General features: G+C 33.9%; 15 protein-coding genes and 1 pseudogene. 2 read left to right on the top strand and 14 right to left on the bottom strand.

All coding sequences use genetic code 11. The annotated features are described in order from the left end of the window. Positions 1-3: 3 nt before the first annotated feature. From BBG48_RS06440 to pdxR, 3 genes are all read right to left on the bottom strand, one after another. The gene (locus BBG48_RS06440) at positions 4-1101 is read right to left on the bottom strand and encodes a fused N-dimethylarginine dimethylaminohydrolase/saccharopine dehydrogenase domain-containing protein (protein ID WP_068913930.1); all 1098 of its coding nucleotides are present in this window, start codon (positions 1099-1101) and stop codon (positions 4-6) included. After that, positions 1102-2208: an ornithine cyclodeaminase family domain gene (locus BBG48_RS06435; RefSeq protein ID WP_199560393.1), complete on the bottom strand. Its 1107-nt coding sequence runs from the start codon at positions 2206-2208 to the stop codon at positions 1102-1104. It lies immediately after the preceding gene. Positions 2209-2291: 83 nt separating this feature from the next. Further along, a complete protein-coding gene (gene pdxR, locus BBG48_RS06430; protein WP_068913929.1) occupies positions 2292-3659 on the bottom strand; it encodes a MocR-like pyridoxine biosynthesis transcription factor PdxR in 1368 nt (455 codons plus the stop codon). 103 nt (positions 3660-3762) lie between these two features. Here pdxR and pdxS point away from each other — a divergent pair, with 103 nt between their 5' ends. Continuing rightward, positions 3763-4623, top strand: a complete 861-nt coding sequence (pdxS, locus tag BBG48_RS06425; protein ID WP_068913928.1) for a pyridoxal 5'-phosphate synthase lyase subunit PdxS — start codon at positions 3763-3765, stop codon at positions 4621-4623. Positions 4624-4676: 53 nt separating this feature from the next. On the opposite strand, the gene BBG48_RS11485 is transcribed toward pdxS, so the two are convergent. The 9 genes and pseudogenes from BBG48_RS11485 to BBG48_RS06385 all read right to left on the bottom strand — a co-directional run bounded on the left by BBG48_RS11485 (position 4677) and on the right by BBG48_RS06385 (position 9889). Continuing rightward, complete coding sequence (locus BBG48_RS11485; RefSeq protein WP_068913927.1) at positions 4677-4958, bottom strand: ORF6N domain-containing protein; 282 nt, start codon at positions 4956-4958, stop codon at positions 4677-4679. A gap of 455 nt (positions 4959-5413) precedes the next feature. Continuing rightward, positions 5414-5845 (bottom strand): flavodoxin, encoded by a 432-nt coding sequence (locus BBG48_RS06415; protein WP_068913926.1) that lies wholly within the window; start codon positions 5843-5845, stop codon positions 5414-5416. A 30-nt stretch (positions 5846-5875) separates the two neighbouring features. Then, positions 5876-6427, bottom strand: coding sequence for a DUF3793 family protein (locus BBG48_RS06410; protein WP_068913925.1), 552 nt, complete (start codon positions 6425-6427; stop codon positions 5876-5878). 29 nt (positions 6428-6456) lie between these two features. Then, a complete protein-coding gene (locus BBG48_RS06405) occupies positions 6457-6741 on the bottom strand; it encodes a DUF2325 domain-containing protein (RefSeq protein ID WP_068913924.1) in 285 nt (94 codons plus the stop codon). Between the two features lie 210 nt (positions 6742-6951). Then, positions 6952-7836 carry a helix-turn-helix domain-containing protein gene (locus BBG48_RS06400; RefSeq protein WP_068913923.1) on the bottom strand — a complete coding sequence of 295 codons (885 nt, stop codon included), beginning with the start codon at positions 7834-7836 and terminating at the stop codon, positions 6952-6954. 194 nt (positions 7837-8030) lie between these two features. Then, on the bottom strand, positions 8031-8201 hold the full coding sequence (locus tag BBG48_RS06395) for a FeoB-associated Cys-rich membrane protein (protein ID WP_116170946.1): 171 nt from the start codon (positions 8199-8201) through the stop codon (positions 8031-8033). A 3-nt stretch (positions 8202-8204) separates the two neighbouring features. Continuing rightward, complete coding sequence (locus tag BBG48_RS11480; RefSeq protein ID WP_330410358.1) at positions 8205-8660, bottom strand: hypothetical protein; 456 nt, start codon at positions 8658-8660, stop codon at positions 8205-8207. 45 nt (positions 8661-8705) lie between these two features. Next, positions 8706-9521: pseudogene (locus BBG48_RS11475) on the bottom strand (FeoB small GTPase domain-containing protein). Between the two features lie 191 nt (positions 9522-9712). Continuing rightward, complete coding sequence (locus BBG48_RS06385; protein WP_274541881.1) at positions 9713-9889, bottom strand: FeoA family protein; 177 nt, start codon at positions 9887-9889, stop codon at positions 9713-9715. 225 nt (positions 9890-10114) lie between these two features. On the opposite strand from BBG48_RS06385, the gene BBG48_RS06380 reads away from it, so the two are divergent. Beyond that, positions 10115-10480 (top strand): metal-dependent transcriptional regulator, encoded by a 366-nt coding sequence (locus tag BBG48_RS06380; protein ID WP_116170945.1) that lies wholly within the window; start codon positions 10115-10117, stop codon positions 10478-10480. A gap of 383 nt (positions 10481-10863) precedes the next feature. On the opposite strand, the gene hisS is transcribed toward BBG48_RS06380, so the two are convergent. Beyond that, positions 10864-12147 carry a histidine--tRNA ligase gene (gene hisS, locus BBG48_RS06375; protein WP_068913921.1) on the bottom strand — a complete coding sequence of 428 codons (1284 nt, stop codon included), beginning with the start codon at positions 12145-12147 and terminating at the stop codon, positions 10864-10866. Next, a complete protein-coding gene (gene hemZ / locus BBG48_RS06370; RefSeq protein ID WP_068913920.1) occupies positions 12144-13616 on the bottom strand; it encodes a coproporphyrinogen dehydrogenase HemZ in 1473 nt (490 codons plus the stop codon). The genes hisS and hemZ overlap by 4 nt, the downstream gene beginning before the upstream one ends.

Here is a 13616-nt window from a genome sequence, read left to right as displayed (position 1 = left end):
ATCTTATTTCCTATTTACTCCCCTATCAACAGTCCTTATAAAATCCTGTGCGTTTGTGACTATTGATGTGGCTGTCAGTGTGCCTCTGTCTGCAAGTTTATTTACTGCAAATTCTTGTATGTCGACTGTATACATATAAATCGGTCTTATAATGCTGTTAAATTCATTATAAGATGGTGTCATATTTCCTGTAGCTATGGTAAATAATATTGCTCCCATCATTATTATTGTTGAAGTTTTTTTCGTATGGCTACGCATTATATTTTGAGCCTCGTATACGTTGTCTATTGTCTCCGGTAGTGAATATCTATCTCTTATAGTGCCCGGGATTACTATGGGTATATTATTTTCTATGGCGGTTTTTATAAAGCCGTCTTTTACTTTACCTGACTCTACTAATTCTTTTATAGAGCCGTATTTATTGGCAAGGCTTATAGCTTTATACATATTTTTGACAGAATTTTGTTCGCTTTCAAAATTTCTTTGTCCCCATGTTGTGCCAAGTATTCCTCTTTCTAAATCCAAGGCTGCTGTTTCTGTGCCGCAAAAGATTGCTTGGACGTATCCATTTTCTATCAAGCTTGATAGGGCATCTCTTGAGTCTGTATCTAGGGCAAGTGCTGTACCTACTACCAATGTAATATAGCCATGATTTTCTTTTTCGTATTCCAATATCTCATACAATCTGTCATAGTCAATCGAAAATGCTGTTTCTCTTGACCTGCCCGACCTAAATGCAAAGGCGTCCTTGTCCTCGTCTTCTTGCAAAAAGCCTTCTGTCCAAACGTATATTCCCTCTGAGGCATCCTCTGTCCTGCCTATTACAACCTTGTCACCTTTTTTAAGATTTCTAAATTCTACCAAGCTTACGCTTTCTTTTCCTACTTCGTCTGTTACTACGCATACTGTATCCATACGCGATTGCAGTGCTAAAATCCATTTGTCATTTATCTTAAAATACTCCGGAAAAATTGACATCGCGTGATAATTTCTTGGGCTTACCCCATCTTTTTCTACGACCTCGCAATAAACATTTGGTGCTTGTTTAAAAATTTCTTGGTCAAAATTTGGGTGATGATATTTTGGTATTTCAAAAGACATTTACATCACCTCTTTCTTATGCTTAGTATCTTTTTCAATTAAATTTCTTTCCAAATTTACGCAAAAGCTTTGCACATTTGTAATAACCGGTGTAAATGCCATGTTTTCTCTTGCGGCTGCTACTTTATTTGCCACATTTTCCGTAACATCAACGCAATACATATACACCGGTGTAACCTTTCCATCTTGCCTTACTCTATATCCTGATGCCATATTTGCTACTGATAAGGTATGCAGCATGGTTGCAACTCCGATTATTAATGTAGCTTTATTCAAATATTCCTTAGTCTTATTCAATGCCTGCTCGGTTTCTGCGTAAACCTCCGGCAATGGTCCATCGTCTCTTATAGAGCCTGAAAGCACAAATGGCACGTCCATTTCTACCATAGTTTTTATTATACCGTCCATTACCTTGTCTTGGTCAATTAAATTTTTTATTGAGCCAGCTGTCTTAACTTCATTTAATAAATCCAAGTGGTTGTAATGTCCCATTGGTGCATTTTCTTGGGTGTAAATGTTTTGCCCAAGAGCTGTGTTGAGATAGCCTGCCTCTAAATCGTGGGTGCAGATGGCATTTCCGCCCAAAAGGCAATTAATATATCCATTTTGGCATAATTTTGTAAGAGCGTTTCTTGTATCAAAGTCAAATACCACGCTTGGACCAAGTACCCAAACTATATAGCCTTTATTTTGTTTTTCATATTCCATCAAGGCAAATAATTTTTCATATGTTTCTGAAAAAGAGGTTTCAACCGCACTCCCGCTCTTGTAATACACACTTTCGTCAAATCCTTCTTTATAGACAAGCACCCCCTCACTACCATCTATGCTGCTGCCTGATATTACTTTGTCGCCTTTTTTTATTTCTCTAAGTTCTTTTATGTTTACCTCGCCATCTTCTACCACTGCAACACAATTTAGGCTGTTTCTTTCCGGTAGATACCATTTGTCGTTGTATTTATAAAAGGTCGGCATATGTGTTGTGAGAAAAAAATTATCCGGTGCAACCTTGTCTTTTTCAGCCTGCTCGATTTTAACATTTGGCATAATTTTATATTTTTCCAAATTAAAATCAGGAGCTTTAAACTCCGGCATATTAAAACTCATAAAAATCTCCTTAAAAATCTAGGTCATATACTAAACATTTATGCAATATTTCATATCTATAAAAATTTACTACTTATATTAAACTATTTTTTTAATATCTTCAACAGTTGTTTAATTGATGTGTCAATATTTTCTATAGGTATACCACCAAAGCCTAATATTAAATCATTGTCCTGCCATTTTGCAATCGAAAAATCTTTTACCCTTTTTATATAAATTTTATTTTCAAGCATTTTTTCATCAAAATCTGTCAAGTCAAAATTTTTTTTATCCAACCTAAGAATTATGTGCAAGCCCGATTGAGAGCCTAATATTTCTATACCTTCATAAGTTTTTAAAATTTTTAAAACTGCCGCCCTCTTTTTTCTGTAATGGGTATTCATTCGATTTATATGTTTTTCAAAGCTACCTGTTTTGAGAAAATATTCCAAAAAATATTGTTGTAATTTTGATGTACCACTTAATAAAATTTGTTTGCTCTCTAACTCTTTTCTAAGGTTAGTCGGCAAAACTAAATATGACACTCCTAAAAAATTACCAATCGACTGTGAAAAAGAGCCTGATAAAATAACCTTTCCTTTTGTATCAAGGCTTTTTAGAGCAGGTATCGGATTGCCTAGATATCTAAAGTCACCGTTATAATCATCTTCAATTATATATCTTCCTGCTTGCTCATTTGCCCAGTTAAGTAATCTTTGACGCCTTCTGATGCCCATTATTATCCCTGTTGGGAACTGGTGATTAGGTGTAGTTATTACTATATTTGCAGCAGTTTTTTCTAAATCCCTTACAGAAAAACCATATTTGTCTATTGGCACATGGATAATATTTCTTGAAAAGCTTTTAAAAATATCCCACGTCCTGTTATAACCGGGATCTTCCATAGCAAAATACGAATTTTTTATAATCGACATAATTAAAAATAAATGCTCAAAGTATCCGGACGCAATTATTATATCCTCAGGACTTACACAAACCGCTCTACGCTGATGTAAATATTTGCTTATTTCATTTCTTAGGCTCATTAGTCCAAGCTTGGATATTTTTTCATTCCCCATACATTTTTCTACTGCAAATGCTGAACATTTTTTCAAAATACTTTCCGGCAAAAGACTTTTTTCCAAAAGTGAGTAATTAAAATTATATTCGTATACGATTTGCTTATTTTCAATTACCTCATACCCTAAATGGTCAGCTATATTAAGATTTTCTATTGAAAGCTTGTCGACAAAAAATCCACTTCTTTCCCTTGATACAATGTACCCTTCGTCTAAAAGCTGCTCATAAGCATTTTTAACAGTATTAAGGCTTACTCCTAGATTTTGTGCAAAAAGTCTCCTTGATGGTAATTTATCATTTGACTTCAGATTACCTGATTTTATTTCATTGACAAAATAATTGTAAATTTGTATGTAAAGTTTTTCATCATTATTAAAATTAAGCGTAATCATTTTGGACCCTTAAAATTTATTTATTTTGATACTTTTATAAGATCCAGTATAGCATTATAATCCAAAATAATAAATAATAAAATAAAGTTTAGCGGAGGATTATATGACAAAATACACATTAGAAGAAGTACATAAACAGCTCCTTGGCGGAGTAATCATGGACGTAACCACTGTAGAGCAGGCAAAAATAGCAGAATCTGCCGGTGCAAAAGCAGTAATGGCACTGGAAAGAATACCGGCCGACATAAGAGCAGCCGGCGGAGTAAGCCGCATGAGCGACCCGGCTATGATAGAAGAAATAATGAAGGCTGTAAAAATACCAGTAATGGCAAAATGCAGAATAGGACATTTTGTAGAGGCACAAATCTTAGAAGCAATCGGCATCGATTATATAGATGAATCCGAAGTATTGTCACCTGCTGACAATCAAAACCACATTGACAAAACCCTTTTTAAAACACCTTTTGTTTGCGGCTGTAGAGACCTTGGCGAGGCACTAAGAAGAGTAGCCGAAGGTGCTGCAATGATAAGAACAAAAGGAGAGGCAGGTACTGGCGATGTAGTGCAAGCCGTAACCCATATGAGAACTATCCAAAGACAGATGGCAGAAGTAAAAGCTCTAAGAAATGATGAAGTCTACACAAGAGCAAAAGAATTGCAAGTACCAGTGGACTTGTTAAAATATGTTCATGAAAACGGAAAATTGCCTGTATTAAACTTTTCCGCAGGTGGAGTAGCAACACCGGCAGATGCTGCACTTATGAGATGCCTTGGTGCTGAAGGTGTGTTTGTAGGTAGCGGTATATTTAAATCAGGCAACCCTGAAAAAAGAGCAAAAGCAATAGTAAAAGCAGTAGAAAATTATCAAAACAGCGATATAATCGCAGAAGTTTCCAAAAATCTTGGTCAAGCAATGGTCGGACTAAATGAAAATGAAATAGAGTTAATAATGGCACAAAGATAATATTTTTGTAACCTATATATTTTTGCTTAATTATATTTAATTTTTATTTGTACTTAAATACACTCCATAAAAATTTTAATAACCCTTACTAAAAAGCCACCCCAAAGGTGGTTTTTTAGTGATTTCATATCATTTACAAAAAATCGTGAAAATAATTTTATTTCACTTTTGAAACTAAGCGTCAATTTACGCATGTCAACAAAGGTATTGATTATTTTAATACTTACTTCTACAGCAACATCGCTTTTTAGTACAGCAAAAAGCATTGCAATTCCTTGTTCTGTAAAAACATACGGATTAGATGAAGAATGTTTTAAGTTTTCTAACGGCCACAATTTGTGACCTCAAGTTTTCATATTCATCTAAAAAAATTATTTTATATCCAATCGATGTTAATACTAACTTACATAAGAAAATGTAGTATTATTTTTCATTATAAATTTTTTTGTATCAGAGAGCAACACAAATTTCTTTTCAATATTTATACTATAATTTTCAAAGTAAGCTAGTATAAGCATTATATTTTATTGACAATATTATAGCATTTTAATATGTTTTTATTAGTTTTAAGATAGTAATTAAAAAAGCAAGGTGCAAAATATTTTGCTTTCCTTGCTTTTTTGAATATGACATACTATATTTTATTAATTTTGGATAATATAACGCCTTATACTAAGACTAATTAAATTGTCAATACAGGCATGGGGTATTCATCGAAAAAGATTGTGAGCCACCGCCATAGGCGAAAAGTTCAAAAATTAATGTACCCCGTCTTTATTAGATAATACTCTTACATCTTTGCTGCTGTTTCTCCAAGCTCAGCACACCTTGCTTTTGCATCTTCATCAGGCTCACCATTGACAATTAGTCCTTCACCATTTACAAGTCTTGCTTTAGCTGAGTTAACTCTATCTTCCCAGTCTTTCATCCATTGACCTACTCCCCATCCAAATGAACCGAATAGCGCAACATTTTTTCCACTCAAATTTGGTTCAATTTCTGAGAAAAACGGTTCAAACTCACTTTCCTCCAGCACTTCATCTCCCATTGATGGGCATCCTAGTATCAATGTATCATAGCTTAAAGCCTCTGTAGCAGAAATATCTGATACGTTATACATCTTAGTTTCAGGGTTTACTCCTTTAGCACCCTCTAGCACTGCTTGTGCCATTTCCTCTGTGTTTCCTGTGCCACTCCAATAAATTACTACTGTTTTACTCATTAATTTTCCTCCAATAAATTTTATAAATAATTATGCAACACAAAAAATGTCTACTAGGCTTTTGCCCTCATTAATTCTTCTTATTAGGGCTGCTCGACATCTTTTGTACCTCAAAAACATATTTTTTGCATATTCGATATTTGAATATGCTTTCCACGCTCCCACATATATACAGCCCTCGTCCTTGTGATTTATAAAGCTATACACGTCTTGTACAGGATATCCTAAAAATACTCCTATTTCGTGTGGAAACTGCTCTTGTTTCATTCTCTTTCTTAATATATTTAAGTAATCATCAAGATTTTCGCAATTTGCATATCCAAATTCACTCAAAAACAGATTTACTTGTCTATCATTAAGCTGTGCCAGCAATTTTGTTTTTTTGTAAACGATTAAAATCGTACTCCTTTCACATTCACAAATCACCTCAATATAAATATCCCTTTGATTTAATAGCAGATTTAGCATTTTTATCTGACTTTTAGCATTTGGATATTTTTTATTGTTATATGTAACTATATTTGAGGCTTTTATGCCTACTAATGCCGGAGCACAATGATATGCAATTAACTCTTCTAGCATAGTATCCTCCAACTTCATTATATATAACACTAACAGGCAAGATGCTCTGACAAGACTTCATCCAATGCTCCTGAGCTTGAAGAGTGACAATATTTTATAGCTGTGCCTGTCCTTTGTGCTTTTAATGTCGCAACATCAAGCATTTTATGTGCTACAGTTTTTGTAAATACTACTATAAGGTCAGGGTTTCCAATTTGGTTTTGAAAATTAGCCGGAGGTTGGGTAAATACTTTCGACTTACACCCATGTTTTTTACATATATTTTTATAATGGCTATTCATTCTGTCTAGCCCTCCTATTATCACTACGCTCATCTATATACTCCTTTTTAATGTATAATTTATTATTTTTCTTTTAATCGCACAAAGGATATGGTAAAAAATTATTGTTGCCAAACAAGTTAAAATTATTCCAATCATATATTCTCCTTTGCAATCATTATGTGTATATTTTAACAAACAAAAAAATTGCCCTCCACTCTAAAAAGGTGAAGGACAATCCATTTTGGCAATTAATAATAATTCTCATTTGTTTTTTTGATTAATCTGTCTATACTCCATTGGTGCTACTCCTTTTACTGAGCGAAAAGCATTCGCAAATTTACTGCTGTTGTCATATCCATGTTCTCCTGCGATTTGCATTATTGTCTTATCTGTATATTCTAACATATAAGCTGCCGACTCCATTTTTTGTGATTTTGTAAATGCGTAAAAAGGTACTCCATAGACTGCTTTTACAGCAGTTTTTATGTTTGTAGCAGATGTGTTAAATTTTTGTGCCATCTGCTCAAGGGTAAATTTTTCATTCATATTTTCTGTTAAAAAATCACAAACTTTTTTTGCAAGCACAACCTTGTATGGAGAAATAAATCTTGACAAGGACTCATCTCTATTTTCAAATACGCTTAAAAATAGCATCAGTTCTAATATTTTTATCTTGAAATACCCCTGTTTTATTTCGCTTGGTACTGTATAAAGCTCTGAAAATATATGCTCAAAGCTCTGATTAGACCTAGCTATAAAATATGCTTTTTCATGGCAAAATTTATCTATTATAAATGCTGGCTGCACTGCTACGTCTTTTATAAAACATGAAAAACATTCAGGTGCTAAGTCCACATCTATATCAATAGTTATGCCATGATAATGCCCAAGTGGAAATTGTGCAGTCTTATCAAGCATTGAAGTTTTTGCTATCATCAAATCTCCCGGTGAAACATAACAAAAATCCCCGCCAATTTTACACTCCATCCTGCCTTCACGACAGTGAAATATGGAAAAGGCATTTTTTTTGCTTTTATCTGAAAGCTCAAGCTCCATCGTCTTTGTATGTATGTTGTGATAAATGATGTTTATACCCGAAAACACCTCATCTTTTTGAGAATAATTTACTATTGCATATGTATTCATATATCTTCTCATTCTATTTTATATTAAAATTAAATTGCTATATTATACCAAAATCTAATAAAATAAATGCCAATTAATCTTCAAAAGCTTCTAATCTAAGAAAGTTCGCCCCTACAGTCTTATTTTAAAATATTTTATTAGATATTAATTAAGGATGCGGAGTATTTTTTCCGCATCCTTTTAATTATGGATAACTAAAGTATTCCCTTGTAATTTGAATTTTCACAATGACAATTACTTGGGCCGCAAGTTTTTGAGCTTGGACAACCAACACATTTTTGTCCGCTTTTTTTAGCTTTATAGATATAAAAACCTGCACCACCTATAATCAAGGCTATTATAGCTATCACAATTAAATCTACCATTTTTTACCTAGCTAATGCATATTCTGCTTTCAATTTCTCGTCTGAATTCATCATTAAATAAGCAATAATTCCAACGATTACTAATACCGCAACAAGCCCCAGTACAAGTCCAGCTCCAACAGCTCCTGTAGTAATTCGTGTACCAATTTGATAGACTAAAAATGCTACAATATATCCGGTTGCAAACTGAAGCACTACTCCGCCAAGCAGCCATTTTTTGTCCCTAATTTCTGAGTTCATAGCTCCTATCGCCGCAAAACAAGGAGGAGTATACAGATTAAACATCAAAAACGCAAGTGCTGCCACCTTTGTAAGTCCAAATATGTCCGCCACTTCATTACTACCGCCTATTAGTTCTAAGTCCTCTGTATTTATGAAGTTTGTCACTCCGTAACAAACAGCTAATGTACCTACAACATTTTCTTTTGCTATAAAACCTGTTATAGCTGCCGCTGCCATCTGCCATACACCATATTAAAACAAATGCAAATGAACTTGCAATACCTACCAGTGTGGTAAAAATCCTACTACAGCTCCAACACCGCCGATTATACCATCAACCAATAAAGAAGAAAGCAAAGGATTTGCATCTGCTACCAATTCTCCAACATAACCTTGGAAGTTTTCAATCCAACCTACAAGATAATCTGCTATATATGGTCCTAACCAAGCTTGTGAAATTTGAAATACCAAAAACATTACTACCGCAAAAATTGGAATTCCAAGCCATATATTAGTGACAAAAGCATCTATGCTATCACCAGAATTTTTATCTTTTGTAAAGACTTGGCGTGTTTCCACCTGCTCTACAATTTTATTTACAAACTCAAAACGCTTACGGTCATCTTCTTCAACCTCCGATTTATCCGTTAAGTCTATTTCGTCTTGTATGTAAGGTGCTTTTTGCATTTTACCTACTTGTTCTATTGCAGTTGTGACCACATTTCTTAAACCGGTTTGTGAAATAGAAACAGTCTCTACAACTGGGCATCCTAATTTGTCTGAAAGCTTATTTACATCAATTACAGTATTTTTCTTCTCATTGATGTCGCTTTTATTTAGTGCTACAACCACAGGTACTCCAAGCTCCATTAGCTAAGTTGTAAAAAATAAACTCCTGCTAAGATTTGTCGCATCGACTATATTTATTATTGAATCAGGATTTTCCTTTTTTACATATGCACTTGTGATGCTTTCCTCTGATGTAAATGGCGACATAGAATATGTCCCCGGTAAATCTACAGCTATCACATCGGCATTGTCACTAAACGCTTTTTTAATAGGTGACTCTTTTTTTTCTACAGTAACCCCCCTGCCCAGTTGCCTACTCTTTCGTTGCGTCCAGTAAGTGCGTTATACTATAGTAGTTTTACCTGAGTTTGGATTGCCGGTTAAAGCAATTCTCACATTGTTTCTTCCTAATTTTATAATCATTTGACTATAATTATATGTATTGGGTTAGCTTTAGCTAAATCAATAATAAAAATATAAAAAGCTGTTAGAAACAATTACTAAACAATAATCGCCTCTGCTAGCTGATTGTCAATATTATATCTGCCATCCTTAACGGAAATAATACATCCGCCCTTAATGTGTGATACGACAGTAATTGGCTCTCCGGTATAACAGCCTAACGAAAATAAAAAACTGTTAAGCTCTTCATCATCAGTTTCAATAGCGGAGATGATATATTCTTTTCCATCTTATGCATCTTTTAAATTCATATTTGCCCACTGTCCTTTTATAATTTTGTCCATAGCAATCTAAGTTGGCTCTAGCTAATCAATTATATTTATATCATAATTGATAATCTTTGTCAATAAATCATTTTAAGTTTTTTAAATTTGATTTTTGTTATTATATGTGATAAAACATTAAGAAATAATTTACTATTTTGAAAGGTGAAATGCTTTATGAATGAATCAGGTGAAATGTATTTAGAAACTATATTAATTCTGTCTAGAAAAAATCCAATTGTGCGTTCTGTCGACATAGCAGAGTATATGAAGTACTCAAAAGCTAGCGTTAGTAGAGCTATGGGGATTTTAAAAAAAGAGGAGTTTATAAATATCGATGCAAACGGATATATTACGCTGTCTGAAAAAGGCGATAATAAGGCTAAAAATATATTTGAAAAACACACAGTGCTGGCACAAATGCTGATGTCTATTGGTGTGGATGAACAAACTGCTACAAAAGATGCTTGTAAAATGGAGCACGTGATTAGCGATAAGTCTCTTGATGCGATTAAAACATACTTGATGATAAAACCTAATTGAAGGTGATATTGTATTTTTCTTTTGCCACTTTCGTTCGCTACCTTACAGTGTTGACAATCTCGCACGTCAAGCACAACTTCACTTTTTCAAACATTGTGATTTTTAATATAGATACTCGTATCAATAAGTGATTAATACTATTGTCTAATAAATGGCTGGATATATTCTTCTAGGAGCACTTTTCGCCTACGGCGGTGGCTCACAATCTCCTTCGATGAACATACCCCGCCTTTATTGATGATTTTATTAGGTATTGGTATAACTATAGTTGAATTAAAAAATTGGATAGAAATTCACGTTGAATTAAATAATTAAAAAAGCAAAGGTCGCATCAAAAATTGATGTAGCTTTTGCTTTTTTGCTTACAATATAAATAATAGTAATTATTTACCAATTATCTTCAAAAATTCTTCTACAAATGTATCGATATTCACTTCGGTTTGCTCAGAGTTTTCCATATTTTTAAGGGCTGCTTTGCCGGTTTCTATTTCGTTGTCGCCTAGTAGCAGGGTGTATTTTGCATTTTTATCGTTTGCATATCGCATTTGTGCTTTTAGTGATTTTTTCATGTGGTCTTGGTCGCAGACAACGTCTTTTTGTCTAAGGGCATCTATTATTTTAAAGGCGGTGGTATCAGCTTTATCGCCTAGGGTGGCTATATAAAGGTCATAGTCTTGTTCAAAGGCTGGAAATTTATTTAATTCCTCCAAGGTCATGATTAATCTTTCCTGACCAAGTCCAAAGCCTATACCGCTTACCTCAGGTCCGCCAAGCTCTTGTACTAGTCCGTCATATCTTCCTCCGCCACAAACTGTTGCTTGTGCTCCGATATCTTTTGAAATAAATTCAAAGGCTGTCTTGGTATAGTAGTCAAGACCTCTTACGATTAGTGGATTAACCTTAAATTTAACTCCAGCAGATGTAAGTAGCTCTTTAACTTTTTCAAAGTGAGCAACTTCTTCTTCAAACAGGTTGTCAATCATAAGTGGAGCATCTGTTGTTGTTTTTTTACAGCTATCTTCTTTGCAGTCAAGTATTCTTAGCGGATTTTTTTCAAATCTTTCCTGACAGGTAGGGCAAAGGTGAGCGAAATTTGGTCTTAAAAATTCTCTTAATTTATCGTTATAAAGTTTTCTGCTTTCAAAAGAGCCGACTGAGTTTATTTCAAGCTCAACTTTGTCTGCTATGCCTAATCTTTCAAAAAATCTATAGGCAATCATTATAACCTCTGCGTCTATTGTAGGAGAATTGGAGGATAGAGCCTCTACACCAAACTGGTGAAATTCTTTGAAACGTCCTTTTTGGTTTCTTTCGTTACGATAGCAGGGTGTGTTGTAAAATATTTTTTGAGGTGGCTTTGTGCTGTTTAGCCCATTTTGTATGTATAGTCTGACAAATCCGGCTGTGCCTTCGGGTTTTAAGGTTATGGTGTCTTTTTCACCGGAGTCCTCTCTTGGAGCAAAGGTAAACATTTCTTTGTTTACTATGTCTGTGGTTTCGCCTATACCTCTTTGGAATACTGATGTGTACTCAAATGTTGGAGTTTCGTATTCATGATAGTCAAACGCTCTGCACACATCTTCAAATATTTTTGTTACATAGTTAAACTTTTTTATGTCCTCAGGAAAAAGGTCATTTGTGCCGGTAACTCTTTGAAATGTTTTCATAATAGTACTCCTTTTTTTCTTTGTATCATATTTTCGATATCTTTAATATATAACAATAAGTCCTTGTAGTTAGGAATTCTTGTAACCAAATCGCCATCTATGATTTTGGACGATGCTCCTGCTCCAAAGCCTATTACAGTCTGCACTTCGTCCATCATAGCTATATTGTATAGACAGATGTAGCCTTTTTTGGAAAAACCGATGTTTTCTGCACTATTAATCATATTTTTTTGTCTATAAAGGTAGTAGGGGAAATATTTTTTGTTGTAAAGGGTATTTGACATTTCATCCATAAGTGGTGATATGTCAAAGTCATCAAAGCCGATGTTTTCTTGGTTTAATACGGCTGTCCTTTTTTTAGCTAGGGTGTGAATGGTGATATTTTCAGGGGCTAGGTCTATTACTTTTTGCAGGCTGGTTTTCATATCTGTTTCACTTTCGCCTATTAAGCCTAGGATTAAATCGCAGTTTATATTGTCAAAGCCTATTTTTCTTGCCAGTTTAAAAATATCTACAAATTCAGCTACGCTGTGAGTTCTGCCTATAGTTTTTAATGTTTCATCTTTCATGGTCTGAGGGTTTAGGCAAATTCTGTTTACTCCAGCATTTTTTATGAGGTGCAATTTTTTTTCGTCTAAGGTATCAGCTCTGCCAGCCTCAAAGGTAAATTCTTTTATGCTATTTAAATCAAAATTATTTTTAATAATTTCAAATAGTTTAGTCAGATTTTTTTCGTCTAAGCTAGATGGTGTGCCACCGCCAATGTAGATGGTGGATATTTTTTTGCCATTAAAATATGGGAGCTTTAGTGTTTCTTTTATTTCTTTTTCCAATGTGTCTAGGTAGTCAGTAGCATATTTGCCGGTAAGTGAAATGTCATTGGAATAAAATGAGCAATAATAACACCTACTTGGACAAAATGGTATAAAAATGTATATGCTAAGAGCATTTTGCAGGGTCTTTATAGCTTTTTCTTGGTTGTCGGATATTTTTGTGATTAGGTCGATTTTTTCGTTTGACAGATAATAATTATTTATTAGCCTTTGGTCTATTTGTGACTTATCATAACCGGCTTTTTTTAGGTCATTTACGATTTTGACAGGTCTAATGCCTGTAAGAGTGCCCCAGCTTGGTCTAAGCAGTTTAGTTTCTTTTTTCAGACAATCAAAAAGTAACCTTTTGTATACATTTTTATCTTTTTCACCGTAATTTTTTGTGTAGGTAAGGCGAAAAATCGGTTCGTTTTCATCATCGTAGTTGTAATGATATAAAACGAAATTTTCTTCAAATTTTCTAATTAAGTAGATTGTATTTTTAAAGTCGTCTATTTGAATACCATCTTCTAAATACATTTTACCATTCTTAATTTCAAAAGCTTTTACAACGACTTTTCTATCTCCTGTAAGCATGGTGTATAAGTCTTTGATGTCAAGGGCATATTTTTTATTGTCTATAAAAATCTTTACCAT

The sequence above is a fragment of the Criibacterium bergeronii genome, from assembly GCF_001693775.2.
GTDB classification, from domain to species: Bacteria; Bacillota; Clostridia; order Peptostreptococcales; family Filifactoraceae; genus Peptoanaerobacter; species Peptoanaerobacter bergeronii.
The sequence above is the reverse complement of the archived record's forward strand: the minus strand, read 5'-3'. Positions and strand labels throughout refer to the sequence as shown.

What these genes read in the sequence shown, in the direction of transcription:
- hemZ (WP_068913920.1), bottom strand. Translation starts at nt 13,616, where the DNA reads ATGGTAAAGATTTTTATAGACAATAAAAAATATGCCCTTGACATCAAA.
- BBG48_RS06410 (WP_068913925.1), bottom strand. Translation starts at nt 6,427, where the DNA reads ATGCTAGAAGAGTTAATTGCATATCATTGTGCTCCGGCATTAGTAGGC.
- BBG48_RS11480 (WP_330410358.1), bottom strand. Translation starts at nt 8,660, where the DNA reads ATGGCAGCGGCAGCTATAACAGGTTTTATAGCAAAAGAAAATGTTGTA.
- pdxS (WP_068913928.1), top strand. Translation starts at nt 3,763, where the DNA reads ATGACAAAATACACATTAGAAGAAGTACATAAACAGCTCCTTGGCGGA.
- BBG48_RS06435 (WP_199560393.1), bottom strand. Translation starts at nt 2,208, where the DNA reads ATGAGTTTTAATATGCCGGAGTTTAAAGCTCCTGATTTTAATTTGGAA.
- pdxR (WP_068913929.1), bottom strand. Translation starts at nt 3,659, where the DNA reads ATGATTACGCTTAATTTTAATAATGATGAAAAACTTTACATACAAATT.
- BBG48_RS06380 (WP_116170945.1), top strand. Translation starts at nt 10,115, where the DNA reads ATGAATGAATCAGGTGAAATGTATTTAGAAACTATATTAATTCTGTCT.
- BBG48_RS06395 (WP_116170946.1), bottom strand. Translation starts at nt 8,201, where the DNA reads ATGGTAGATTTAATTGTGATAGCTATAATAGCCTTGATTATAGGTGGT.
- BBG48_RS06400 (WP_068913923.1), bottom strand. Translation starts at nt 7,836, where the DNA reads ATGAATACATATGCAATAGTAAATTATTCTCAAAAAGATGAGGTGTTT.
- hisS (WP_068913921.1), bottom strand. Translation starts at nt 12,147, where the DNA reads ATGAAAACATTTCAAAGAGTTACCGGCACAAATGACCTTTTTCCTGAG.
- BBG48_RS06440 (WP_068913930.1), bottom strand. Translation starts at nt 1,101, where the DNA reads ATGTCTTTTGAAATACCAAAATATCATCACCCAAATTTTGACCAAGAA.
- BBG48_RS06415 (WP_068913926.1), bottom strand. Translation starts at nt 5,845, where the DNA reads ATGAGTAAAACAGTAGTAATTTATTGGAGTGGCACAGGAAACACAGAG.
- BBG48_RS06405 (WP_068913924.1), bottom strand. Translation starts at nt 6,741, where the DNA reads ATGAGCGTAGTGATAATAGGAGGGCTAGACAGAATGAATAGCCATTAT.